This window comes from Dietzia sp. 111N12-1, from assembly GCF_001658045.1.
Lineage (GTDB): Bacteria > Actinomycetota > Actinomycetes > Mycobacteriales > Mycobacteriaceae > Dietzia > Dietzia kunjamensis.
This window is the reverse complement of the sequence record NZ_LSSV01000093.1, coordinates 37330-60891: the sequence shown is the minus strand read 5'-3', so window position 1 is coordinate 60891 and position 23562 is coordinate 37330. Positions and strand designations below refer to the sequence as shown.

At 71.8% G+C, this 23562-nt stretch carries 23 protein-coding genes; 18 read left to right on the top strand and 5 right to left on the bottom strand.

Going from position 1 to position 23562, the window contains the following annotated elements:
* Nucleotides 1-108 precede the first annotated feature (108 nt).
* The 4 genes from rplU (at nt 109) to proB (ending at nt 3451) form a co-directional block, all read left to right on the top strand.
* Complete coding sequence (gene rplU / locus AYO52_RS16320) at nt 109-414, top strand: 50S ribosomal protein L21 (protein WP_067719729.1); 306 nt, start codon at nt 109-111, stop codon at nt 412-414.
* Nucleotides 415-483: 69 nt separating this feature from the next.
* Nucleotides 484-747, top strand: coding sequence for a 50S ribosomal protein L27 (rpmA, locus tag AYO52_RS16315; protein ID WP_007626965.1), 264 nt, complete (start codon nt 484-486; stop codon nt 745-747).
* Nucleotides 748-878: 131 nt separating this feature from the next.
* Nucleotides 879-2339, top strand: coding sequence for a GTPase ObgE (gene obgE, locus AYO52_RS16310; RefSeq protein WP_067719726.1), 1461 nt, complete (start codon nt 879-881; stop codon nt 2337-2339).
* Nucleotides 2336-3451, top strand: coding sequence for a glutamate 5-kinase (gene proB, locus AYO52_RS16305; protein ID WP_067719723.1), 1116 nt, complete (start codon nt 2336-2338; stop codon nt 3449-3451). The genes obgE and proB overlap by 4 nt, the downstream gene beginning before the upstream one ends.
* Nucleotides 3452-3490: 39 nt before the next feature.
* On the opposite strand, the gene AYO52_RS16300 is transcribed toward proB, so the two are convergent.
* The 3 genes from AYO52_RS16300 to AYO52_RS16290 are packed head-to-tail and all read right to left on the bottom strand — an operon-like array spanning nt 3491 to nt 5802.
* On the bottom strand, nt 3491-4114 hold the full coding sequence (locus AYO52_RS16300; RefSeq protein WP_067719720.1) for a carbonic anhydrase: 624 nt from the start codon (nt 4112-4114) through the stop codon (nt 3491-3493).
* Nucleotides 4115-4137: 23 nt separating this feature from the next.
* The gene (locus tag AYO52_RS16295; protein ID WP_067719717.1) at nt 4138-5031 is read right to left on the bottom strand and encodes a Sir2 family NAD-dependent protein deacetylase; all 894 of its coding nucleotides are present in this window, start codon (nt 5029-5031) and stop codon (nt 4138-4140) included.
* The gene (locus tag AYO52_RS16290) at nt 5032-5802 is read right to left on the bottom strand and encodes an MBL fold metallo-hydrolase (protein WP_067719713.1); all 771 of its coding nucleotides are present in this window, start codon (nt 5800-5802) and stop codon (nt 5032-5034) included.
* Nucleotides 5803-5839: 37 nt separating this feature from the next.
* On the opposite strand from AYO52_RS16290, the gene AYO52_RS16285 reads away from it, so the two are divergent.
* From AYO52_RS16285 to AYO52_RS16270, 4 genes are read left to right on the top strand one after another with little or no spacing between them, the layout of a single operon-like run.
* Complete coding sequence (locus tag AYO52_RS16285) at nt 5840-6616, top strand: AAA family ATPase (protein ID WP_082924103.1); 777 nt, start codon at nt 5840-5842, stop codon at nt 6614-6616.
* Between the two features lie 18 nt (nt 6617-6634).
* Nucleotides 6635-8455 carry an FAD-binding dehydrogenase gene (locus AYO52_RS16280; protein ID WP_156523658.1) on the top strand — a complete coding sequence of 607 codons (1821 nt, stop codon included), beginning with the start codon at nt 6635-6637 and terminating at the stop codon, nt 8453-8455.
* 27 nt (nt 8456-8482) lie between these two features.
* Nucleotides 8483-9517, top strand: a complete 1035-nt coding sequence (locus tag AYO52_RS16275) for an MFS transporter (protein ID WP_067719707.1) — start codon at nt 8483-8485, stop codon at nt 9515-9517.
* A 57-nt stretch (nt 9518-9574) separates the two neighbouring features.
* A complete protein-coding gene (locus tag AYO52_RS16270) occupies nt 9575-10750 on the top strand; it encodes a cytochrome P450 (RefSeq protein WP_067719929.1) in 1176 nt (391 codons plus the stop codon).
* A 37-nt stretch (nt 10751-10787) separates the two neighbouring features.
* Here AYO52_RS16270 and AYO52_RS16265 read toward each other — a convergent pair whose 3' ends face one another.
* Complete coding sequence (locus AYO52_RS16265; protein WP_067719705.1) at nt 10788-12038, bottom strand: calcium/sodium antiporter; 1251 nt, start codon at nt 12036-12038, stop codon at nt 10788-10790.
* 153 nt (nt 12039-12191) lie between these two features.
* Nucleotides 12192-14348: an ATP-dependent DNA helicase RecQ gene (locus AYO52_RS16260; protein ID WP_253702257.1), complete on the bottom strand. Its 2157-nt coding sequence runs from the start codon at nt 14346-14348 to the stop codon at nt 12192-12194.
* Between the two features lie 70 nt (nt 14349-14418).
* Here AYO52_RS16260 and AYO52_RS16255 point away from each other — a divergent pair, with 70 nt between their 5' ends.
* The 10 genes from AYO52_RS16255 (at nt 14419) to AYO52_RS16210 (ending at nt 23549) form a co-directional block, all read left to right on the top strand.
* Entirely contained in the window at nt 14419-15441 is a 1023-nt protein-coding gene (locus tag AYO52_RS16255) for a serine hydrolase (RefSeq protein WP_067719702.1), read from the top strand.
* Between the two features lie 89 nt (nt 15442-15530).
* Nucleotides 15531-16157 carry a class I SAM-dependent methyltransferase gene (locus AYO52_RS16250; RefSeq protein ID WP_067719700.1) on the top strand — a complete coding sequence of 209 codons (627 nt, stop codon included), beginning with the start codon at nt 15531-15533 and terminating at the stop codon, nt 16155-16157.
* Nucleotides 16154-17038, top strand: coding sequence for an SDR family NAD(P)-dependent oxidoreductase (locus tag AYO52_RS16245; protein ID WP_067719696.1), 885 nt, complete (start codon nt 16154-16156; stop codon nt 17036-17038). Before AYO52_RS16250 ends, AYO52_RS16245 begins: the two co-directional genes overlap by 4 nt.
* Before the next feature lie 45 nt (nt 17039-17083).
* Nucleotides 17084-18385, top strand: a complete 1302-nt coding sequence (locus tag AYO52_RS16240; RefSeq protein ID WP_067719694.1) for a glutamate-5-semialdehyde dehydrogenase — start codon at nt 17084-17086, stop codon at nt 18383-18385.
* Nucleotides 18386-18452: 67 nt separating this feature from the next.
* Nucleotides 18453-19334, top strand: a complete 882-nt coding sequence (locus tag AYO52_RS16235; protein WP_067719692.1) for a MoxR family ATPase — start codon at nt 18453-18455, stop codon at nt 19332-19334.
* 28 nt (nt 19335-19362) lie between these two features.
* Nucleotides 19363-20793: a VWA domain-containing protein gene (locus tag AYO52_RS16230; protein ID WP_067719689.1), complete on the top strand. Its 1431-nt coding sequence runs from the start codon at nt 19363-19365 to the stop codon at nt 20791-20793.
* Nucleotides 20794-20858: 65 nt separating this feature from the next.
* Nucleotides 20859-21575: a nicotinate-nucleotide adenylyltransferase gene (gene nadD / locus AYO52_RS16225; RefSeq protein ID WP_067719687.1), complete on the top strand. Its 717-nt coding sequence runs from the start codon at nt 20859-20861 to the stop codon at nt 21573-21575.
* On the top strand, nt 21572-22015 hold the full coding sequence (rsfS, locus tag AYO52_RS16220; RefSeq protein WP_067719684.1) for a ribosome silencing factor: 444 nt from the start codon (nt 21572-21574) through the stop codon (nt 22013-22015). The genes nadD and rsfS overlap by 4 nt, the downstream gene beginning before the upstream one ends.
* Before the next feature lie 8 nt (nt 22016-22023).
* Nucleotides 22024-22722: a histidine phosphatase family protein gene (locus AYO52_RS16215; protein ID WP_067719680.1), complete on the top strand. Its 699-nt coding sequence runs from the start codon at nt 22024-22026 to the stop codon at nt 22720-22722.
* Nucleotides 22719-23549 (top strand): DegV family protein, encoded by an 831-nt coding sequence (locus AYO52_RS16210; RefSeq protein ID WP_067719677.1) that lies wholly within the window; start codon nt 22719-22721, stop codon nt 23547-23549. The genes AYO52_RS16215 and AYO52_RS16210 overlap by 4 nt, the downstream gene beginning before the upstream one ends.
* The last annotated feature ends 13 nt before the right edge of the window (nt 23550-23562 follow it).

Here is a 23562-nt window from a genome sequence, read left to right as displayed (position 1 = left end):
GGCCCGCGACCCTCGACCGACGCGAGTCGGCGAGCAAGAGAGAACACCGCACACCAGGTGTGGTCGCCCCAGGCGGCCGCACACCCGAGAAGCAAGGGGAAGCCCTCGATGTACGCGATCGTCAAGACCGGCGGCAAGCAGTACAAGGTCGCCGAAGGGGACCACGTCAAGGTCGAGAAGATCGAGGGCGAGGCCGGAACCTCCGTGTCGCTGTCCCCGATCCTCGTGGTCGACGGTTCGGCCGTCACCTCCGACGCCGACGCCCTGGCCAAGGTCACCGTCTCCGGCGAGATCGTCGAGCAGACCAAGGGACCGAAGATCCGGATCCACAAGTTCAAGAACAAGACCGGGTACCACAAGCGTCAGGGCCACCGTCAGAAGCTGACGGTCGTCAAGATCACCGGTATCAAGTAATCCATCTCCGGCCGCTCAGGCCACCAGCTCAGCGCCCTCGGGCGTGCTCCCTGAAGGAGGGACTCGGACATGGCAAGTAAGAAGGGCGCATCCAGCACCCGTAACGGTCGTGACTCCAACGCACAGCGCCTCGGCGTCAAGCGGTTCGGCGGCCAGGAGGTCAACGCCGGTGAGATCCTGGTGCGCCAGCGCGGCACCAAGTTCCACCCGGGCGTCAACGTCGGCCGCGGTGGCGACGACACCCTGTTCGCCCTCTCCGCCGGCGCGGTGGAGTTCGGCACCAAGCGCGGTCGCAAGACCGTGAACATCGTGCCGGCCGGCGCCGAGGCCTGAGCCTCCCAGCCGACCACTTTCATGAACAGCCCTCGGGGGCCGGGCGGGGTCGTCAAGACCCCACACCCGGCCCCCGAGAGTATTTGCACCACCCCGCCCGTCATCGCCCGTCACCCGGAGGAGTCCCCACCATGTCGAGATTCATCGACCGCGTAGTGCTCCACCTCGCGGCGGGGGACGGCGGCCGCGGCTGCACCTCGGTGCACCGCGAGAAGTTCAAGCCCCTCGGCGGCCCCGACGGCGGCAACGGCGGGCACGGCGGCGACGTCGTCCTCGTCGTGGACCCCCAGGTCCACACCCTGCTCGACTTCCACTTCCGGCCCCACGCCCGCGCGGGCCGGGGCCAGCCGGGTATGGGCGCCAACCGCAACGGAGCCCAGGGCGCCGACCTCGTGCTGTCGGTGCCGCCCGGCACCGTCGTCCTCGACGAGGACGGCGAGGTGCTGGCCGACCTCACCGGTGTCGGCACCCGCTTCGTCGCTGCCGAGGGCGGCAAGGGCGGGCTGGGCAACGCCGCCCTGGCCTCCCGGGCCCGCAAGGCCCCCGGCTTCGCGCTGCTCGGCGAGCCCGGCGAGGTCCGCGACCTCACGCTCGAGCTCAAGTCCATGGCCGACGTCGGACTTGTCGGCTTCCCGTCCGCCGGGAAGTCCTCCCTGGTCTCGGTGCTCTCGGCGGCCAAGCCCAAGATCGCCGACTACCCCTTCACCACCCTGGCACCCAACCTCGGCGTGGTCTCGGTCGGCGACGACACCTTCACCATCGCCGACGTGCCCGGCCTCATCCCCGGCGCCAGCGAGGGCAGGGGCCTGGGTCTGGACTTCCTGCGTCACATCGAGCGCACCGCCGTGCTGGCCCACGTGGTGGACTGCGCGAACCTCGAGTCCGACCGGGACCCGATCTCCGACGTGGACGCCCTCGAGGCCGAGCTCGCCGCCTACCGGTCCGAACTGACCGACGCCGGGATCGGCGACCTGGCAGACCGCCCCCGCGTGGTCGTGCTCAACAAGATCGACGTGCCCGACGCCGCCGACATGGCGGAGATGGTGCGCGAGCACTTCGAGGCCAAGGGGTGGCCCGTCTACGCGATCTCCGCGGTGGCCCACAAGGGGCTCGACGAGCTGCGGTACGGCCTGTACGAGCTGATCAAGGCACACCGTAAAGCCAACCCGCCCGCCGCGCCCGAACGGATCGTCATCCGCCCCAAGGCGGTGGACGTCGAGGAGTTCCGCGTCCGCCCGGATCCCGCCGACCGCGGCGCGTTCATCGTCACCGGGGCCAAGCCCGAGCGGTGGATCCGCCAGACCGAGTTCGACAACGACGAGGCCGTGGGCTTCCTCGCCGACCGGCTGGCCCGGATCGGGGTCGAGGAGGCACTCATCAAGGCCGGCGCCACGGAGGGCTGCACCGTCACCATCGGTGACGTCTCGTTCGAGTGGGAGCCGCAGACCCCGGCCGGCGTCGACCTCATGCGCACCGGGCGTGGCACCGACATCAGGCTCGAGTCCGACGAGCGGATCGGCGCCACCGAGCGCAAGTACCGCAAGCGGGTGCGCCGCGGCCTGATCGACCCGGACGAGGAGATCCTGGAGTGACCACGGAGCGGGAGTTGCGCCGTCGTATCGGCGCGGCCCGCCGCGTGGTGGTCAAGATCGGCTCGTCGGCCATCACCAGCTTCCACGGCGGGATCCGGCGGGCCGAACTCGACGCACTCGCCGACGTCTGCCAGTCGCGCATGACCGCTGGGTCGGACGTCTTCGTCGTCTCCTCCGGTGCAATCGGCGCCGGCATGGCGCCACTGGGGATGACCACCCGCCCCGGCACCCTGTCCGCGAAGCAGGCCGCGGCCAGCGTCGGACAGCTCGAGCTGGCGCGCGCGTGGGGCGACTCGTTCGCCCGCTTCGACCGGGTGGTGGGCCAGGTCCTGCTCACGGCCGCCGACATCGGCCGGCGTGACAGCGCCGCCAACGCCCAGCGGACCCTCGACCGCCTCCGCACCCTGCACGCGGTGCCGGTGATCAACGAGAACGACACCGTGGCCACCAACGAGATCCGGTTCGGCGACAACGACCGGCTCGCCGCGTTGGTCGCGCACCTCATCAGCGCCGACGCCCTCATCCTGCTCTCGGACGTCGACGCCCTGTACGACTCCGACCCGCGCAAGGGCGGGGCCAGCGCGGTGACCATGGTCGGCGGCGAGGGCGACCTCGACGGCGTGATCGCCGGTGCCGGCGGGGCCCTGGGGACCGGCGGCATGGCCTCCAAGCTCGCCGCCGCCCGTCTGGCCGCGGACGCGGGTATCCCGGTCCTGCTCACGGCCGCGGAGCTGGCGCCGCAGGCCCTCGCCACCGACCCGACGGTGGGCACGGTCTTCGCGGCCCGGCCCGAGCGGATGACCGCCCGGCGCTTCTGGGTCCGGCACGCCGCGGACGCGCGCGGGGCGGTCCTGCTGGACGACGGAGCGGTTCGGGCGGTGACCGGCTCGCGGCGCTCCCTGCTGCTGGCCGGGGTGACCGGGGTGGACGGGCTGTTCCACTTCGGCGACGTCATCGAGATGCACGACGTCGACGGCCGGGTGGTCGCCCGCGGGATCGCCCAGTACGACTCGGTCGAGGTCCGCGCCCGGTTGGCCGACCGGGCGGCGGGCGGCACCGGCTCCGGTCAGGGGCGCCCGTTGGTGCACGCCGACGACCTCGTCCCGGTCTGACCAGCGCTGGTCCGGCCGGCGGCCCCGGTCGGCCCTCGCTCAGCCGTCCGTGACGGTCCCCTCGGTGTGGACCGGGGTGACGGTCCCCTCCTCGAGGTTGTAGATCGCGCCGACGATCGCGGTGCGGCCCTCGGTGATCGCGCGGTCGACGGCGGCCGACTTCTGCCGGATCGCGGTGACGGTGTGGCGGACGTTCTCCACCACCACGTCGTCGTACCCGGCGTCCGGGTCGCGCCGTGCCTCGAACACGGCCGGCGAGATCCGCTCGACCACGTCGCGCAGGTAACCGGACGGGGTGGAGTGCGTGTCGATGGCGGTGATCGTGGCGCCCACCGCGCCGCACGAGGTGTGTCCCAGCACGAGGGTCAGCGGGATGTTCAGGGCCTCGATCCCGAACTCGATCGACCCGAGTACCGACGAGTCCACGATGTGTCCGGCGTTGCGGATCACGAACAGGTCGCCGAGCCCCTGGTCGAAGACGACCTCGGCGGGCACCCGTGAGTCGGCGCAGCCGAAGACCTGCGCGAACGGATTCTGCTGGCCGGCGAGCTCGGTGCGCCGAGAGGGGTCTTTGTGCTCGTTGAGGTTTTCCCCGGCCACGTAGCGGGCGTTGCCGCGGAGTAGTCGGGCCAGTGCGGTCTCCGGTGTCTTTGCGATCTGCATGGCCCTATTTTGCTCCTCGACGCTCACCCGTGGTGCGGCAGGGCCGCATCTGTCAGCTCGAGGACCTCCACGCAGTCGCCGTCGATCGTCAGGGTGGCCTCGCCGTGCGCGCGGGTGCGGCCGCGGTTGACCACCGCGACGGGCGTGCCGGTGGTCACCGCACGTCGTACGAACCGGTATCCGGACCGGACGGTCAGGGAGGAGCCGACGACGACGAGGACGTCAGAGGAGTCCACGAGGTCGTTCGCCGCGTGGACACGGGAGGCGGGGACGTTCTCTCCGAAGTAGACGATGTCCGGTTTGAGGACTCCCGAGCAGGCCCGACAATCGACCATGCGGAAGTCGGAGGTCTCGGCCAGGACGGCGTCGGCATCCGGCGCCACCTCGATCGCCCCGCGGGAGGTCACGCGTTCGATGAAGCCGGGGTTGAGGCGTTCGAGCTGTTCGTGCAGAGCCCACCGGCTCTGTCGCAGGCCGCAGTCCAGGCAGATGACCACGGCGTAGGTCCCGTGCAGGTCCACGAGCCGGCGGTTGCCCGCCTTGAGGTGCAACAGGTCCACGTTCTGGGTGATCACCCCGGTGACCAGGCCGCGACGCTCCCAGTCGGCGAGCAGGAGGTGCGCGGCGTTGGGCCGCGCGGCCTCCATGTGCCGCCAACCGAGGTGGTTGCGCGCCCAGTAGTGCCGGCGGTACGTGGGGTCGCCCACGAACTGTTGGAACGTCATCGGGGTCCGGCCGGGCGAATCGGGCCCGCGGTAGTCGGGGATGCCCGACGGGGTCGAGATGCCGGCGCCGGTGAGCACCACCGCCCGCCGGCCCCGGAGGAGTTCGGCGAGTGCGGCCGCGCGGTCGGGCAGGTCCGGGTCCGCCTCCGTGCGCTCGGCCGGCGTCCAGGCGGTCTCACGGATCCTGACCATCTAGAGGCCCCCGGGGCCCGAGGGATCGTGCGCGCACACCACGTCGAGGGTGTCGCGGCGACGCCGGGCCAACCCGGCGAGCCTGGCGTGCGTCAGGGACACCGCGCTCGGTTCCAGGGCCAGGGCGCGTTCCATGACGGGGATCGGCCTCGGCACGCGACCCGACGGACCGATCTGTCCCCGGTGGTAGAAGGCGTCCCCGGCGTGGAGGAGGTCCTTGTCGTCGTCACCGCCACCGGGCACGAACACCCCGGCGTGACCCACCGCGTGGCCCGGCAGGTCCACCAGCATCATCCCCTCGGCTACGTGGTCCAGGGGGTGCGCCCGGAAGCCCTCCCACCGGTCGGTCCCGTAGGAGTACTCGACGAACCGCGGCCCGTGCGACCACTGGGGGCGGCGGTACCGGCGGCGCTCGACGAACCGCGGCGTGCGCACCGCCCACGTCAGCGCCTGGGCGGCGACGTGCACCTGCGCGTCCGGGAAGTCGGCGAGCCCACCGATGTGGTCGGCGTCCATGTGGGTCAGCACGATGTGCCGCACGTCCCGCGGATCCAGGCCCAGCGTCTCGATGCGGCGGACCGCGGTCTCGCCGGTGCGCAGCGCCGGGCGCAGCGCGTGACGCATCGCACCGAGGCGGCCGGCCGGATCGGCGATGTCCTGCAACCCGATCCCGGAATCCACCAGCACGAGCCCGTCCGGGGCCTCCACGAGCAGCACGCGCGTCGGAACGAGGCCCCCCATCGTGCCGCAGTTGAGCTGGTGGATCCGCATGGAAGAAACGGTACCGACCGACGGTAGGGTGCGTGGCATGGCCGCAGGTGGAGTGCTCGATCCACGACCGGTGGTCCGCGTCGAGCGGCAGCGCGACGGGGGCGTGGACGAGCGGGTCGATCCCGTGTCGGCCGGGGCGGGGCGGTGGCCGTACTCGATCCCGGCGGTGGCCCAGCTGTTGCGCGAGGGACTCGAACTCGACGACCTCACCGTGCTCGTGGGGGAGAACGGCGCCGGCAAGTCGACGATCGTCGAGGCCGTCGCCATGGCGTACGGGCTCGGCGCCGAGGGCGGGTCGGTCAACGGCCGTGACGTCACCTGGGAATCGGAGTCCCCGCTGCACGACTCACTGCGGCTGGTCCGGGGCGGGGGCGCGCCGAAGTGGGGCTACTTCCTGCGCGCCGAGACCATGCACGGCATGTTCACCTACCTGCAGACCGCGCAGAAGGAGCAGACCTCCGGGCCCGTGGAGCACTTCCACACGCGCAGCCACGGTGAGGCGTTCTGGGACATCGTCACCACCTCGCGGTTCTCCGGCGGCGGGTTGTTCGTGCTGGACGAGCCGGAGGCCGGGCTGTCCTTCGACGCCCAACTCCGACTGGTCGCCCTGCTGCTCGAGCTGGCCGACCGGCGCGGGGCGCAGGTGCTCATGGCCACCCACTCTCCAATCCTCGCCTCGGTGCCCGGCGCCGCGGTGTACGAGCTCTCCGACGCCGGGATGCACCGGACCCGCTGGGAGGATCTGGCGATGGTCGACCACCACCGGCGCTATCTCGACGCGCCGGAACGGTATCTGCGCCACCTGCTGGAGTGACCGGGCACACTGGGGCGCATGAGCCGCTCTGAGTCCCGATCGCACCGCACCACCGGCGAGGCCCGGCCCGTCCACCCCGTCTACCCGGAGTGGCAGCCGCCGTCGGCGTCACGGGCGGCCAACACCGGACCGCTTCCCGCGCCCGAGCCGGGCTTCACCCCGGACGTGATCGTCGTGGGGCACGGTCTGTCCGGACTGGTCGCCACCCACGAGGCGACCCGCGCGGGCAAGAAGGTGCTCGTGGTGGACCAGGAGAACGAGAAGAACCTCGGCGGTCAGGCGTTCTGGTCCCTCGGCGGACTGTTCCTCGTGGACACCCCGGAGCAGCGGCGGATCGGGATCTCCGACTCGCTCGAATTGGCGTGGCGGGACTGGCTCGGCTCCGCCGGGTTCGACCGGCCGGAGGACCACTGGCCGCGGCAGTGGGCGCGTGCCTATGTCGAGTTCGCCGCAGGGGAGAAGCGGCGGTACCTCCACGACCTGGGCCTGCGGATCATCCCCACCGTCGGCTGGGCCGAACGCGGCGGCGGCGACGTGGCCGGGCACGGCAACTCCGTCCCGCGCTTCCACGTGACCTGGGGGACCGGGCCCGAGGTGGTGCGGGTGTTCGAGGAACCCGTCCTGGAGGCCGCCCGGGCCGGGCTCGTGCGCTTCGCCGTACGTCACCGGGTGGACGAGATCGTGGTCGAGGACGGTCGCGCCGTCGGCGTGCGCGGCGCGACCCTCGTGCCCTGCGACCACGACCGGGGTGTGGCCTCTCCGCGCGAGGAGACCGGCGCGTTCGAGTTCCGGGCCGGGGCGGTGCTCCTCGCCTCCGGCGGTATCGGCGGCAACCCCGACCTCGTTCGTCGGTACTGGCCCGCGGACCGGCTCGGCGACGCTCCCGAGCGCCTGATCCTGGGGGTGCCCGAGCACGTGGACGGCCGGATCCTGGAGATCTCCGCGGTGGCCGGGGCCAACCTCATCAACCGGGACAGGATGTGGCACTACACCGAGGGCGTCGAGCACTACGCGCCCGTGTGGCCCTCGCACGCGATCCGCATCATCCCCGGGCCGTCCACCCTGTGGCTGGACGCGAACGGCGACCGGATGCCGGTACCGCTGTTCCCGGGGTTCCACACCACGGCGTCCATCGAGGCCATCCGCCGCACCGGCCGGGACTACTCCTGGTTCATCCTCGACTCCGCCATCGCCGGCAAGGAGTTCATCCTCTCCGGCTCCGAGCAGAACCCCGAGCTCACGGACAAGAGCATCAAGAAGTTCGCCTCCAAGGCCGGCAGCGGACTGCCGCCGTCGATCGCCGAGTTCGCCGAGAAGGGCGTCGACTGGGTGGTCGCGGACACCCTCGAGGAGATGGTCGCCGGCATGAACTCGCTGTTGCGCGACGGGGAGCCGGAGCTCGACGTGGAGCGGGTGCGCGAGTTCGTCCTGGCGATGGACGGGCAGATGGACAACCCGTTCGCCAAGGACGCCCAGGTACAGGCCATCCACAACGCCCGGCGCGTCCTCACCGACAAGCTCACCCGGATGGCCAAGCCACACCGGCTGCTCAGGGACTCGGGGCAGGGCACGGGCTCGGCGGCCGGCTCCGGCGGCCCGCTCATCGCGGTCAAGGTGCACCTCATGACCCGCAAGACGCTCGGCGGCATCGAGACGACCCTCGACTCCCAGTGCCTGACCCGCGACGGCGAGCCCTTCCCGGGCCTGTACGCGGCGGGCGAGGTCGCCGGCTTCGGCGGCGGCGGCGTGCACGGGTACAACTCGCTGGAGGGGACGTTCCTCGGCGGGTGCATCTTCTCCGGGCTCAAGGCGGGCCGGGCGATGACGCGGGAGGCCTGATCGGCGCGGGCGGCGGCGAGGAGCGGTCTGCCGGAGCTGGTGCTCGGGCTCGTCGCCAGCGCCACGTTCGTCGGCTACCTGGCCGGCCTGCTGCTCGCGGGACCCCTGGCGGCCCGGCGTGGACCGCGCGCACCGACCACCGTGGGCGGGGTCTGCGGCGCGCTCGGTGCCGCCATCGTGGTGACCGCGCAGTCGCCGTGGCTGCTCGCGGTGGGCCCGGTGCTGGCCGGCAGCGCGGGTGGCTGGGTCTGGGCGCCGTACTCGGACATAGTCACCCGGACGGTGACCGCCCGCCACCAGCCCAGGGCCCTGGCGATGATCACCACCGGCACGGGCGTCGGGCTGATCGCCCTGGGCGGGCTGGCCGTCCTCGCCGTCCAGGGATCCTGGCGTCTGGTGTGGGCGGGGGTCGCCGCGGCCGCGGTCGTCAACCTGCGCCTGGTACCGCGGACCGACCCGGTGGCGCGCCCGCGGGGTCAGCGCGGGCTCGCGGACCTGGCCAGGGTCCTGCCCGTGCCCGCCGGCTACTCGGTCGTCTACTTCGCGGTCGTCATCATCTACTTCACCTACGCCTCCGACGTCCTCGACCGCACGGACCTGCCGGAGCTCGCCGTCCCGGTGGCCTACGTCCTGATCGGTGCCAGTGGCCTGACGGCACTGGCGACCGGCGCCATGGCGCAACGGTGGGGCAGTGCCCGGGTCGCGGCGATGTGCCTGGTGACCGTCGCGGTCTCGTTGGCGCTGCTGGGTCAGGCGGGGAACTCCCTGGTCGCGACGGTGATCTCCGCCTGCGTCTTCGGTGTGGGGTACATGACCGGTTCGGCGGTCCTCGCCGTGTGGACGGCGGAGCTGGCCCACGATCGCGCGGGGGCGGCGTTCACGGCGTGCCTGGTGGTGGGCGCCGTGAGCTCCGTGATCGCGCCGGCGCTCGCCGGGGCCGTCATACCGTCCCTGGGCCTCGGTGCACTACTGCTCGCCTCCGCCGCGGTCTCGGGGGTCAGCGGTGTCGTGCTGCTCCGGGCCCCCGGAGCCCCACGACGGTCGCCCGCGCCCGCCGAGTGACCACCGGAATTTGCGATTCCGATGTGGGCCGGGTACCGGTCCGCGAGTGTGGCGGGTATGCGGGATGCGCACGAGATCATGGACCTGTTCGACCCCTCGAGGACCTCGCCGGGAATCGAGCGGGTGGGGGACTCGGGCTTCTACGCCGTCCGGTCATGGGACCTGATCGTGGAGGCCGCGAGCAGGGTCGAGGACTTCTCGTCCAACCTCACCGCGACGATGGTGGTGGGCCCTGGCGGGGAGGTGACCGAGTTCCCCGTCGCCGAACTCGGATCCCCCGTCCACGCGCTGGCAACCGCTGACGGGCAGGTGCACCGGGCCCACCGGAGCGTGGTCGCGTCGTCCCTCTCCCCGCGCACACTGCGAGCCTGGCGGCCCTTCGTCGACCGCCGACTGCGCGAACTGTGGGCGGACGGCTGGCGAGACGGCGGGATCGACTGGGTGGCGGACATCGCCGAACGTCTCCCGCCCGCCGTCATCGCGGAACTCATGGGACTGCCGCCACAGGATGCCGACCGCCTGTGGGAGTGGGCGTTCGCCAGCACGAGGATGTTGGACGGGATGGTCACGGCCGACGAGCTCGACGACTCGCTCCGGTCGGCAGGGGAGCTGGTCGACCACCTCTCCGCCGCTGTGACCGCGGCGGAGGCCGGGCAGGGCGCCTCGGTGCTCGGGGCACTCGCCCGTGAGCTGGAGCGTGGCGAGATCTCCCACGACGCCGCGGTGCAGGTCCTCGTCCAGCTCGTGGCGGCGGGTATCGAATCCACCGTGGGCCACCTGGGCACCCTGGTTCGGCGCCTGGGGCAGCACCCGGAGCACCTCGACAGACTCCGGTCGGACCCGGGGCGCCGCTCGTCGTTCATTGAGGAGACCCTCAGAACGGATGCGCCCTTCCGGGGGCACTGCCGCCACGTCACCACGGACACCGAACTCGGTGGGACCGCTCTCGCCGCGGGCACCCACCTCTTCCTCCTCTGGGGAAGCGCCAACCGGGACCCCCACCGGTACGGGGACCCGGACCGGTTCGGACCGGACCGCGATGAGGGCTCGCACCTGTCGTTCGGGCGCGGCATCCACTTCTGCCTGGGTGCGGCCCTGGCGCGCATGGAATCCCGCGCCGCACTCGACTTCCTCCTCGAGATCGGAGGGGACCTCGAGATCGACGTCTCGCGGACCGAATGGCACCAGAGTCTTCTGGTCCGTCGCCTCCGGAGCCTCCGACTCACCGTGTGAACCGGAGGTCCTCGGCGAACGGGCCCGGCGAGGGCGCTCACCCGTCGCGGGTCACCCCTTCCGTCGGGTCCTCCTCGTCCGCTACGCGCGCCCCCGCCGCGACTCGCCGCTCCCGCGCCTGTCGGCGCCCCCGCAGTACGCCGAGTTCATAGGTGGCCAGCACGATGAGCCACAGCGCGGTGATGGGGATGACGAACCAGAGCATGGCGGCGCTGAACGGATCCAACGCGTCGTGGTCGGCCGCCTGCAGCACCACGTAGACGACGTACGCGGCGTAGAAGCCGGTGAAGAGCAGTCCCTCCCACCGCTTGATCGCCATACCGGTGAAGGCGATCGGGAGCAGGGCCAGCGAGACGGCGAGCATGATCGGCAGGTCGAAGCGGACGGCCCCGGGGGCGACGTCGATGGGCGTGATGAGCGAGGTCATCCCGAGAACGGCACCGATGTTGAACATGTTGCTACCGACGATGTTGCCGATGGCCAGGTCCCGTTCGCCGCGGATCGCCGCCACCACGCTCGTGGCGAGCTCCGGTAGCGACGTCCCGACCGCCACCACCGTGAGACCGATGACCAGGTCACTCATTCCCCATGCCGACGCGAGATCACTCGCCGCCGCGACGAGTAGTCGCGCGCCGACCACCAGCAGAGCCACACCGACGACCACGAAGACGCTGCTGACCAGAACCGGGTGTGACGACGCGACGCCGGACGACCGCGTCTCGCCCGCGCTGGCGCCACCCGCGTCGCCATCACCCGCGCCGTCGACGGCGGCGTCGCCACCACCGGGGCCGTCAGCGACCGGGTCCTCCGGTGCCGCGGCGACCCGGCCTCCATCCTGCTTGCGCGAGATGACGATCGTCGCCACCACATACGCCACGAGGCCGGCGAACAACAGCAGACCGTCGAGGAAGCTGATCGTGCCGTCGAGTGCCACCAGCAGCGCGACCACCGAGAACAGCACCATGATGGGGATGTCGACCCGCACGATGCGGGACGTCGCCACCAGCGGGGCAACGATCGCTGTCAGTCCAAGGATGAGCAGGATGTTCGCGATGTTGCTGCCCACCACGTTGCCGACGGCCAACCCCGGGTATCCGCTCAGCGCGGCGTCGACGCTCACCGCGAACTCCGGCGCGGAGGTCGCGAAGGCGACGACGGTGAGTCCCACCACCAGCGGGGAGATCCCGAGGGTCGCGGCCAGACCGCCGGCGCCTCGCACCAGCACCTCGCCGCCGCCGATGAGCAGGACGAATCCCACCGCGAGAGCGAGCACCGTGAGGGCGCTCATGACGGGTCCGACCGGATCGTGGTGAACCCCGGCCCGGCCGACGGTGACGGTCTCGTTGAGTTACCCATGGGTCGATGATCCCGTGCCGGACTCCGGTCTGTCGATGCGCGGGCGGCGACCTCCCTGGACATCACACCTAGCCGGACATCACACCTAGCCGGATGTGGCCACGGCCAGGGGCAGGACGGCGGGAACCCCGGAGGAGCGGAGATGCCGGGCCGCCTCGGTGATCGTCCACCCCGTCCCGAGCAGGTCGGTGACCAGCAGGACGGGGCCCTCGGACGGTGTCGACGGGCCGGAGAACGTGCCCCACAACTGAGCCACGCGGTACGCGGAGTTCTGGGCCGTCACCGCGGGAAGGGCCGGATCGCGGGAGATCTCCCCGAGATGTTCCATGCGACCCATCTGCGCCAGGGCATGGGCGAGAGTGGTGACCAGCTGCGGGTGCTCGCCGGTGAGGAGGGCGGCCACGCCGGTGGGCCGGTCGGCCCATCCCCACTCGCGGAGGACGGGAATACACGCGCGTGCGAGCCAATCCGGAGCGTCCTGGTCGGGCTCGGCGAGCAGGGCGCGCAGCTTCTGGCCCAGGCCGAGATCGGTCAGGCGGGCCAGAGCCCGGCCCTCGGCGGGGCCGTCGGCGATCTTGCCCTTGAGCGGGACATCGAGCTTGGCGAGGCCGGTGGGCCACTGGCGGCGGGGCGGCAGGACCACGCCGGGCCGTTCGAGGGCCTCGCGGGCGCGGGTCAGGGCCCCGGAGTCGACGTCCGTGGTGCGGCGCTGACCCGTGCAGTTGTCGCAGCGACCGCAGCCGTCGGAGGCCGGGTCGAGGGTGGGGTCGTCGAGCTGGCCGCGGAGGAACTCCATGCGGCAGGACCCGGTGCGCTGGTACTCCAGCATCGCCTGCTGCTCGGACTGCCGTGCCTCCGCCAGCCCCGCGTACCGCTCGGCGTCGTAGTGCCACGGCCGCCCGGTGGCCACCCAGCCACCCCGGATTCGCTGGACCGCGCCGTCGACGTCGAGGACCTTGAGCACCATCTCGAGCCGGTTGCGGCCGAGGTCGACTGCGGGTTCGAGCGCCTGCGTGGACTGCGGTCGGTCGGGCTCCAGCGCGTCGAGGACCCGCCGCACCACGTCCTCGGGCGGGAACGCCAGGGAGGCGAAGTGATTCCAGATCGCGCGGTCCTCGGGCCCGGGCAGCAGGACCACCTCGGCGCGGTCGGCGGCACGCCCGGCGCGGCCGATCTGCTGGTAATAGGAGATGGGGGAGGGCGGGGCACCCAGGTGGACCACGAAGCCCAGGTCCGGCTTGTCGAACCCCATGCCCAGCGCGGAGGTGGCGACCAGGGCCTTGACCTCGTTGTCGAGCAGCGCGCGCTCCAGCTCCTCGCGTTCACCGGCGTCGGTGCGACCGGTGTAGGAGCTGACACGGTGCCCGGCCGAGGTGAGCAGTTCGGCCATGTCCTCGGCCGCCGCGACCGTGAGGCTGTAGATGATGCCGCTGCCCGGCAGCGACTCGAGGTTCTCCACGAGCCAGGCGGCGCGCTTCTCCGAGTCGTCGATATCCACCACCGACAGCCGCAGCGACTCGCGGTCCAGTCCGCCTCGCAGGACGAGGGTGTCCTCCGAGGCGGACTCACCGACCCCGAGCTGCTGCGCGACATCGCGGACCACCCGGTCGTTGGCCGTGGCCGTGGTGGCCAGGACCGGCACGCCCTGGGGCAGATCGGCGAGGAGCGTGCGGATACGCCGGTAGTCCGGCCGGAAGTCGTGACCCCAGTCCGAGACGCAGTGGGCCTCGTCCACCACCACCAGGCCGGCGTCCGCCGCGAGCGCGGGCAGGACCGTGTCGCGGAAATCGGGGTTGTTGAGACGCTCCGGGCTCACCAGCAGTACGTCGACCTCACCGGCCCGGACCGCCGAGCGGACCTCGTCCCACTCGGTCATGTTGGCCGAGTTGATGGTGGCCGCCCGCACCCCGGCCCGGGCGGCGGCCTCGACCTGGTTCCGCATGAGCGCTAGCAACGGCGAGACGATCACGGTGGGGCCCGATCCCAGCTCGCGGAGCAACCGGGCGGCGATGAAGTACACCGCCGACTTGCCCCAGCCGGTGCGCTGGACCACCAGCGCGCGCCGCCGGTCCGCCACCAGGGCCTCGATGGCGACCCACTGGTCCTCGCGCAGGACGGCGCCCGCCCCGGCGAGAGCGCTGAGCAGTTCGTCGGCGCGGGCCCGGAGCGCGGCCCGGTCACCGGGGGCCCGGTCCCCGGTGGCCGGGTCGTCGGATGTGGGACGGTCCGCTGTCGAGGTCATGGGCCCATCGTGCCCCACCGCTCCGACAGCTCACCTGCGGAGCGGAGCCCGGGAGCGTTTACTCGGTCCCGTGACCAGTGGTGGGCAGGGAATCGCGGGGCAGGTCGAGCGGGCGACGGACCGACTGTCGCGGCGGCGGGTCGGGGTCGTGATGGCTGCCGGGCCACCGGGCGGTGTCCACACCGCCACCCGCGGGGACACCGGTCGGGGCGCCACCCCGGACGCCCACACGCTCTTCGAGATCGGCTCCATCACGAAGGTGTTCACCGCCCTTCTGCTGGCCGACGGTGTCGTCCGGGGGCAGTGGCGGCTGGACACCCCGGTCCGGGACCTGCTCCCCACCGGCACGGACCTGCCGGGTGGTGACGACGACCCGATCACGCTGCAGCACCTCGCGACCCACACCTCCGGGCTCCCCAGGACGCCCGGCCGGCTGGGGCTCCGGGAGAACCTCGCCTACGTGCGCACGGGTGCGGATCCCTATGCGGACCTCACGGAATCGGACGTCCTCGCCGGACTCCGTGGCCTCCGCCCGCGTCGGCACCCGGGGCAGGGCACGCCGAAGTACTCGAATCTCGGCTTCGGCCTTCTCGGCATCGCGATGACCAGCGCGACCGGGGCCGACTTCGGGGCGCTCGTCCGCGACCGGATCTGCGGACCACTGGGCATGCCCGACACCGTGACCGAGGATCAGATGACCGACGAGCAGCGGCGGCGAACGGCCCTCGGGCACCGCAGCCGCCGCCGCGGCGCCGAACCGTGGCCGCTGCGCGGAATGCCGGGCGCGGGAGCGCTGCGCTCCACGGCGGCCGACATGACGCGGTTCCTCGCCGCGCACCTCGATCCGTCGACCACCGACCTCGAGGACGCCGTCCGACTCACGCAGGCCACGCCGCCGTCCGGGCCCGAACGGATGGGGCTCGGGTGGCATCGCGCCGGCCCGGGCACCCTGTGGCACAACGGCGGCACCGGCGGGTTCCGGTCGATCGCCGTCGTCGACACCGTCGGCGGGACCCTTGCGGTCACCCTCGTCAACCAGACCAGGGGAGCCGATCTGCCCACCTTCCGCCTCCTCCGCGCCATCGGCCCGTGACCGCCGCGTTCCGCCGGCCCGGCGGCGGCCGCCCTCGCCGTCGTCGTCCTCCGCGACGCATGTCGCTCCCTGCGGCCATACTGGGCCGCATGGCTCAGACATGGAAGCAGATCGTGGAGGCAGACCCCGAGCACTCCCGGCGGTACGCCCGACGGTGGGACGACATGGTGGCCGAAGGCGTGGACATCGACGGCGAGGCGCGGCTGATCGACGCGATGGTCCCGCGCGGCGCCCGGATCCTCGACGTGGGCTGTGGTCAGGGGCGCACCGGCGCCTACCTGCACTCGCGTGGACACCGCGTCACCGGCGTCGACCTCGACCCGCACCTGATCGAGCGCGCGCGGGAGCTGTGCCCCGAAGCGTCGTGGGAGGTCGCGGACCTGGCCGACGAGGGCTGGCCCCGCGGGCCGTTCGACCTCGCCGTGTCGGCGGGCAACGTCCTGGCCTTCGTCGACCCCGCCGACCGCGGCGCCGTGCTCACCAACCTCGCCGCCCGCCTCGCCACGGCGGACGAGGGCGCCGAGGAGAGGGCCGGCCGCCTGGTCGTGGGCTTCGGGCTCGACCGGGGCTGGACCAGGGAGGAGTTCGACCGCGACGCCGACCGCGCCGGGCTGCGGGTGCAGCAGCGCTGGTCGACGTGGGATCTGTTGCCGTTCGACGACGACAGCGGCTTCATGGTCACCGTCCTCGTGCGCAGCGACGGGGCCGCCTCGTGAGCTCCGCGGCGTGGACCGTCGACGACCTGCCCGACCTGACCGGGAAGACCATCGTGGTCACGGGCGGCACCAGCGGCATCGGGAAGGAAGCCGCGCGTGAGCTCGCGCGCCGGGGCGCCCACGTCGTGCTCCCGTCCATCACCCGCGCCGCGGGGGAGGAGTCGGCCGAGGAGATCGGCGGCTCCACCGAGGTCCACGAGCTGGACCTGAGTGACCTGCACGCCGTGCGGGAGTTCGCGACCTCGTACACGGACCCCGTCGACATCCTGGTGGACAACGCCGGTCTGATGAGCAAGACCCGGCGGGAAACCGCGGACGGCTTCGAGCTGCACCTGGGGGTCAACGTCCTCGCGCCGTTCCTGCTCACCGAACTCCTGCTGCCCCGGATCCGGGAGCGGGTGGTGATCACGGCCTCAATGGCCCACGCCAAGGGGCGGATTGATTTCGCCGACCCCCACTTCCGCCGACGCCCCTACTCGATGGCGGCGGCGTATGCGCAGTCGAAACTCGCGTGCATGCTCTGGGGTCTCGACCTGCAGAACCGGCTCGCCGCCGCGGGCTCCCCGGTGGACGTCCAGCTCGCCCACCCCGGTTTCGCCGCCACCTCGATCCTCGACCCGACCCCGTTCCCGCCGGTCAATGCCGTGCTCAACCTGCTCGGCCGGCGGATCGTCCCCACGGCAGCCGACGGGGCACGCCCGCTGCTGTACGCGGCGACGGAGGATCTGCCGCCGGCGTCGTACATCGGACCGACGGGTTTCCGACAGATCGCGGGCCCGCCCGGACCCGGCGAGCGATCGGGCCCTGCCGGGGACCAGGACCTGGCCCGCCGCTTCCGGGAGTTCGCCGTGCGCGAGACCGGAGCCGTCTCGACGGTCTGACTCGTCGGAAGTGGCTCCGCCGGCCGCATCGGTAAGCTGGAACGCATGACAGCCAGCCACCTCGACGCTTCCGACCTCACTGGCCAGACGGACGCCGGGCCCGCCGCGGACCCGACCCGCGACGCCGTCCATGACGCCGCCCGCCGGGCCCGGTCCGCCTCGCGCGAGCTGGCCCTGCTCACCGCGGACCGCAAGAACGAACTGCTGCAGGCCGCCGCCGACGCCCTCGTGGTGGCGGAGTCGACGATCCTCGAGGCCAACGCCCGGGACCTCGCCGAGCAGTCCGAGGCCGGGATGGGCGAGGCCATGCTCGACCGGCTGCGGCTCACCGCCGAGCGGATCGAGGGCATCGCCGGCGGCCTGCGTCAGGTGGCCGGTCTGGCGGACCCTGTCGGCACCGTCACGCGTGGCTCGACCCGCCCCAACGGGCTGCAGTTGCGACAGGTCCGGGTCCCGCTCGGGGTGGTCGGGATGATCTACGAGGGGCGCCCCAACGTCACCGTCGACGCGTTCGGGCTCGCCTTCAAGTCGGGCAACGCAGCACTGCTGCGGGGGTCGCGCTCGGCCCGCAACTCCAACGAGGCGCTGGTCGAGGTGCTGCGCGGTGTCCTCGCGGAGCACGGCCTGCCCGTGGACGCGGCCCAGCTCCTGCCGTCCGAGGACCGGTCGTCGGTCACGCACCTCATCCAGGCGCGCGGCCTGGTGGACGTCGTCATCCCCCGCGGTGGTGCGGGGCTGATCCAGACCGTGGTGGAGAACGCCAAGGTCCCGGCCATCGAGACCGGTACCGGTAACTGTCACCTCTACATCCATGGAGACGCGGACCTGGACGAGGCCATCAGCCTGCTGCTCAACGGGAAGACCCGCCGCTGCAGCGTCTGCAACGCCACCGAGACGGTGCTGCTCGACTCCGCACTCGGCGACGCGGCCGTGGACCGCGTCGTGGGGGCGCTGAAGTCGGCCGGTGTCACCGTCCACGGCGACCGCGAGGGACTGGTCCCCGCCGACGATGTCGACTGGGGCGAGGAGTACCTCAGCATGGACATCGCGCTCAAGGTGGTCGACGGGGTGGACGAGGCGATCGAGCACATCGATCGCTGGTCCTCCGGACACACCGAGGCCATCTCCACCCGCAGCATCGACGTGGCCGACCGGTTCTGCGCCCGCGTCGACGCGGCGGCGGTGATGGTCAACGCCTCCACCGCCTGGACTGACGGGGAGATGTTCGGCTTCGGCGCCGAGATCGGTATCTCCACCCAGAAACTCCACGCCCGCGGCCCCATGGGGCTCGAGGAACTGACCAGCACGAAGTGGATCGCCCACGGCAAGGGGCACGTGCGGCCGTAGAGGCACTCGCGCCCGGACCACTCGCCGGCCCGCCACCGACGACCCCGAACCGAAAAGGACCCACCCGATGGACCGAGCCCGCACCGCCCAGCGACCCGCATTCGAGAGCATCGACCACGTCATCGAGGCCCTCGGTGGACAGGGGTACCTGGCCGACCGATCGACCGCGACGGTGGTCTACCTCGCCGACCGGCTGGGCAAGCCGCTGCTCATCGAGGGCCCGGCCGGTGTCGGCAAGACGGAGCTGTCGAAGGCCGTCGCCGCCGCCACGGAGGCCGAACTCATCCGCCTGCAGTGCTACGAGGGCGTGGACGAGGCCCGTGCGCTCTACGAGTGGAACCACGCCAAGCAGATCCTGCGGATCCAGGCCGGGCAGGGCGAGGGGTGGGACTCCACGCGCGACGACGTGTTCGCCGAGGAGTTCCTGCTGTCCCGCCCGTTGCTCACCGCCATCCGGCGCAGCGAGCCCACCGTCCTGCTCGTCGACGAGGTCGACAAGGCCGACATCGAGATCGAGGGCCTGCTGCTGGAGGTCCTCAGCGACTTCGCGGTGACCATCCCCGAACTCGGGACCATAGAGGCCACCCGACGCCCGTTCGTGGTGCTCACCTCCAACGCGGCCCGCGAGCTGTCCGAGGCGCTCAAGCGACGTTGCCTCTACCTGCACCTCGACTTCCCGACGCCCGAGCTGGAGCGCAAGATCCTCGCCTCCCGGGTGCCGGAACTCGACGACCGGTTGGCCGAGCAGCTCGTACGCGTGGTGGGCGTCCTGCGCGCGATGGCGCTGAAGAAGGTGCCGAGCGTGTCGGAGACGATCGACTGGGGTCGCACCCTCGTGGCGCTGGGCCTGGACACCATCGACGACGAGGTCGTCCTGCAGACGCTCGGCGTGGTGCTCAAGCACCAGTCCGACCAGCTGCGCGCGGCCGCCGAGCTCCGGCTCAACTAGGGCCGTGGGGGACAGGGAGGTGGGTGGAATGACCGAGAGGGCCCCGGGTGGGATGTCCGGCCACCTCGTCGACTTCGTCGACGCACTGCGCCACAAGGGCATCCCCGTCGGCCCGAGCGAGGCCGTGGACGCCGCCGCGGCGATGGTGCACGTCGACCTGCTCGACCGCGCCGCGCTGCGCGAGGCGCTGGCCTCGACGATCCTGCACAAGTCCACGCACCGTGGGGTGTTCGACCAGCTCTTCGACCTGTGGTTCCCGGCCGCCGTCGGGTCCCACACCGCGGGTGACGCGGTGACGCTCGAGGTGGAGATCCCGACCGACGACGACGGCAAGGTGGATCCGGACGCCCTGAACGAGCTCATCGCGTCGCTCCTGCTCGAGGACACCGAGGAGTCGCGGGCCAAGGCCCGGGCGTTGGCGGAGCTCCTGGTCGAGCAGCTGGGCTCGTACGACTCGGTGAACGGACCGCGCTACTCCGCCTACCAGGCACTGAGCCCGCTCGACACCAACTCGATCATGCAGCGGATCCTGGACGGGCTGCTCGGCGCCGACCCCTTCGACCCGGACGGTTCCCAGCGGCACGCCGAGAAGACGGCGGCCGCCAACTCGGCCGCCGACCTGGTCCGCGGCTTCCTGCGGGAGGTCGCCGACGAGACCCGCCGCCGTACCGCCGAGACCGTGGGCCGCGACCGCGTCGCACAGTACGCGGTGGGGCCCGCGGCCGAACAGGTCGACTTCCTGCGGGCCAACGACCAGGACCTGCAGGCACTGCGCCGCAGGGTGGGTCCGCTGGCCAGGCAACTGGGCAGCCGACTTGCGGCCCGCCGGCGTCGTCACCGGCACGGTGCGATCGACATGCGCAAGACCATGCGCCGGTCCATGTCCACCGGCGGCGTCCCCGTGGAACTGGTGCTGCGCAAGCCCCGCCCGGCCCGTCCGGAGCTGGTCGTGTTGTGCGACGTGTCCGGCTCGGTGGCCGGGTTCAGCCACTTCACCCTCCAGCTGGTGCACTCGCTCCGGGAGCAGTTCTCCCGGGTGCGGGTGTTCGCGTTCGTCGACACCACCGACGAGGTGACCTCGTTCTTCGAGACCGGGTCCGACCTCGGCTCCGCGATGAGCCGGATGGTCCGCGAGGCCGAGATCGTCACCTACGACGGTCACTCCGACTACGGCCACGCGTTGGCGGGCTTCGCGGACAGGTACGCCCACACCCTGACCAGGACTGGGTCGCTGCTCATCCTGGGAGACGGCCGCAACAACTACCGGGATCCGTCCGTCGAGGCACTCGAGTTCGTCAGCGAGCGGGTCGGACACACCCACTGGCTCAACCCGGAGCCCAAGCGGCAGTGGGGGACCGGCGATTCGGCCGCCAGGCTGTACTCCCAGTACGTCCCCATGCACGAGTGCCGCAACGTCGAACAGCTCACGACGGTCGTCGCGAGCCTGCTCCCCGTGTGAGCGATCGCGGCGGCGGGGCGCGGCAGACGACTGGGCGTCACCCCCGACCGATAGACTCACCGACCATGACCACGACGGGGACCACCGACGGCGCTCGACGCCGTATCGGAGTGATGGGCGGGACATTCGACCCCATCCATCACGGTCACCTCGTCGCGGCCAGCGAGGTCGCCCACCGGTTCGGTCTCGACGACGTGGTGTTCGTCCCCACCGGCGAGCCGTGGCAGAAGCGCGGCCGGGAGGTGTCCCCGGCCGAGGACCGGTACCTGATGACGGTCATCGCCACGGCCTCCAACCCGCGATTCTCGGTGAGTCGCGTCGACATCGACCGCGACGGGCCGACCTACACGCTCGATACGCTCAAGGACCTGCTGCGCCAGCACCCGGACACCGATCTGTACTTCATCACGGGCGCCGACGCGCTGGAGAAGATCCTCACGTGGCGCGGGTGGGAGGAGATGTTCGACTTCGCCACGTTCGTCGGGGTCTCCCGGCCCGGGTTCGAACTGTCCGACACGCACCTCACCGAGATCAGGGACGGGCGGGTCCACCTGCTCGAGATCCCCGCGCTGGCCATCTCGTCCACGGAGTGCCGCCGCCGGGCGGCCGAGGACGCGCCCGTGTGGTATCTCGTGCCGGACGGTGTCGTGCAGTACATCGCGAAACGCAATCTCTACCGGCCCGAGGGCTCGACCCGCCTGGACGGCACCCCCGCAGCGACGGCCCCGGTACACCGGGTGCCCGTCCCCACCGATCCCCACCCCGAGGAGAATCCCCAGTGACCGCAAGCCCCGAGGCCCTTGAGATGGCCGCCATCGCGGCCCGCGCCGCCGACGACAAACTGGCGACCGACATCGTCGTCATCGACGTCTCCGGCCAGCTCATCATCACCGACTGTTTCGTCCTGGCGTCCGCCGACACGGAGCGGCAGGTCAACTCCGTCGTCGACGAGATCGAGGACAAGCTGCGCGAGGCCGGCCACAAGCCGCTGCGTCGCGAGGGCACCCGCGAGGGGCGGTGGGCGCTGCTCGACTACAACGAGCTGGTCGTGCACGTCCAGCACGTCGACGAGCGCGACTACTACTCGCTCGACCGCCTGTGGAAGGACTGCCCGGTCGTCGAGATCGAGGGCGTCGAGACGTCGCGACGGCCCGCTGACGACGCCGGCAACGCCGACGACTCGCTCGCGCCGGAGGAGCCACAGCGGGACCAGGAGCTCTGAACCACCCGGTGACCCGACGTCTCATCCTCCTGCGTCACGGCCAGACGCACTACAACGCCTCGTTGCGGATGCAGGGACAGCTGGACACCGAGCTCAGTGAGCTGGGTGTGCGGCAGGCACACGCCGTCGGCCGCGTGCTGGCACCCCGTCGCCCGTGGACGATCCTGTCCTCGGACCTGCAGCGGGCACACGAGACGGCGAAGGCGTTGGCCACCGAGGTGGGATTGGACGTCCGCACCGACCCGCGGCTGCGGGAGACGCACCTGGGCACCTGGCAGGGCATGAGCCACTCGGAGGTCGACGGGCAGTGGCCCGACGCCCGGGTCCGGTGGCGCAGCAGTCCCCGGTGGTCCCCGCCGGAGGGCGAGAGCCGTCTGGACGTGGCACGACGGACCCGCGAGGTCGTCGACGAGCTGGTCGAGTCGTCGCCCGACTGGAGCGAGCACCCCGCCGTGATCGTCGCCCACGGCGGCGCGATCGCGGCCCTGACCGCGTCGCTGCTCGAGCTGCCGGTAGAGCAGTACTCGGTGTTCAACGGACTCGGCAACACGTGCTGGGTGCAACTGTCGGCGCACGTCCGCCCCGAGGGCACGGCCGCGCAGGCTCCCGAGCCCGAGGTCGGCCCCACCACCGAGGCCGCCCGAGGTGTCCTGTGGCGCCTGGACCAGTGGAACGCCGGCATCACGCCTCCGGTGGGCTCGTCATGACGATCCGCCTGGTCACCGACTCGAGTGCCGACCTGCCGGCCGAGTGGGTCCGCGAGTTCGGCATCACGGTGGTGGGTCTGCACGTCGTGGAGGAGAACGACCGCGCGGTGTCCACGGCCGCGGTCACGCCCGACGAACTGGCGGAGATCTACGGGGAACTGCTCGCGGATCCCGACTGCACAGGGGTGGTGTCGGTGCACCTGTCCCGCGAGCTCTCGCGAACGTGGCAGTCGGCGGCCGACGCCGCGACCAGGTTCGGGGGCCGGGTTCTGGTCTCGGACTCCCGCGGAGCGGGCATGGCGTTCGGGGCCGCCGTCGCGCAGTGCGCGTGGGCGGCGGGGAACGGGCTCGGCCTGTCCGCGACCTACGAACTGGCCGAGCGGCTCTGCCGGGGCGCCTCGACGTACGCCGCACTGGAGTCACTCGAGAACCTGCGCAGAGGCGGCCGGATCAGTGCGCTCGCCGCGCTCTTCGGTAGCGCCCTGGCCATGCGCCCGGTGATCGTGTTGCGCAACGGATCGGTGGACCTGGCGGCCAAGGCCCGCACCACCACCAAGGCGCATGCGCGGTTGCGGTCCCTGCTGCGCGACGACGTGGCGCGCGGTGACGTGCTGGTGGTGGTCCACCACCACCAGGCGCGCGAGCGGGCCGAGGAGATGGCCACCGAGATCCGCAAGGAGACCCAGTTCCCGGAGCGGGTCATGATCGTCGAATTCGACGAGGTCCTCGCCTGGCACCTGGGGCCGGGAACAGTGGGTGTCTCGGTGACGGACCTGGTCGACACCGAATTCCCCATCCTTCCCCCCTCTCCACAGCCGGCGGACTGACGGCCGCGATCGG

Bases quoted from the DNA above. Each gene is read 5' to 3' on its own strand.
- rplU (WP_067719729.1), top strand. From the start codon at position 109: ATGTACGCGATCGTCAAGACCGGCGGCAAGCAGTACAAGGTCGCCGAA.
- AYO52_RS16270 (WP_067719929.1), top strand. From the start codon at position 9,575: ATGCGGGATGCGCACGAGATCATGGACCTGTTCGACCCCTCGAGGACC.
- AYO52_RS16250 (WP_067719700.1), top strand. From the start codon at position 15,531: ATGGCTCAGACATGGAAGCAGATCGTGGAGGCAGACCCCGAGCACTCC.
- rpmA (WP_007626965.1), top strand. From the start codon at position 484: ATGGCAAGTAAGAAGGGCGCATCCAGCACCCGTAACGGTCGTGACTCC.
- AYO52_RS16230 (WP_067719689.1), top strand. From the start codon at position 19,363: ATGACCGAGAGGGCCCCGGGTGGGATGTCCGGCCACCTCGTCGACTTC.
- obgE (WP_067719726.1), top strand. From the start codon at position 879: ATGTCGAGATTCATCGACCGCGTAGTGCTCCACCTCGCGGCGGGGGAC.
- AYO52_RS16210 (WP_067719677.1), top strand. From the start codon at position 22,719: ATGACGATCCGCCTGGTCACCGACTCGAGTGCCGACCTGCCGGCCGAG.
- AYO52_RS16290 (WP_067719713.1), bottom strand. From the start codon at position 5,802: ATGCGGATCCACCAGCTCAACTGCGGCACGATGGGGGGCCTCGTTCCG.
- AYO52_RS16285 (WP_082924103.1), top strand. From the start codon at position 5,840: ATGGCCGCAGGTGGAGTGCTCGATCCACGACCGGTGGTCCGCGTCGAG.
- AYO52_RS16235 (WP_067719692.1), top strand. From the start codon at position 18,453: ATGGACCGAGCCCGCACCGCCCAGCGACCCGCATTCGAGAGCATCGAC.
- nadD (WP_067719687.1), top strand. From the start codon at position 20,859: ATGACCACGACGGGGACCACCGACGGCGCTCGACGCCGTATCGGAGTG.
- AYO52_RS16260 (WP_253702257.1), bottom strand. From the start codon at position 14,348: ATGACCTCGACAGCGGACCGTCCCACATCCGACGACCCGGCCACCGGG.
- AYO52_RS16295 (WP_067719717.1), bottom strand. From the start codon at position 5,031: ATGGTCAGGATCCGTGAGACCGCCTGGACGCCGGCCGAGCGCACGGAG.
- AYO52_RS16280 (WP_156523658.1), top strand. From the start codon at position 6,635: ATGAGCCGCTCTGAGTCCCGATCGCACCGCACCACCGGCGAGGCCCGG.
- AYO52_RS16300 (WP_067719720.1), bottom strand. From the start codon at position 4,114: ATGCAGATCGCAAAGACACCGGAGACCGCACTGGCCCGACTACTCCGC.
- AYO52_RS16240 (WP_067719694.1), top strand. From the start codon at position 17,084: ATGACAGCCAGCCACCTCGACGCTTCCGACCTCACTGGCCAGACGGAC.
- AYO52_RS16265 (WP_067719705.1), bottom strand. From the start codon at position 12,038: ATGAGCGCCCTCACGGTGCTCGCTCTCGCGGTGGGATTCGTCCTGCTC.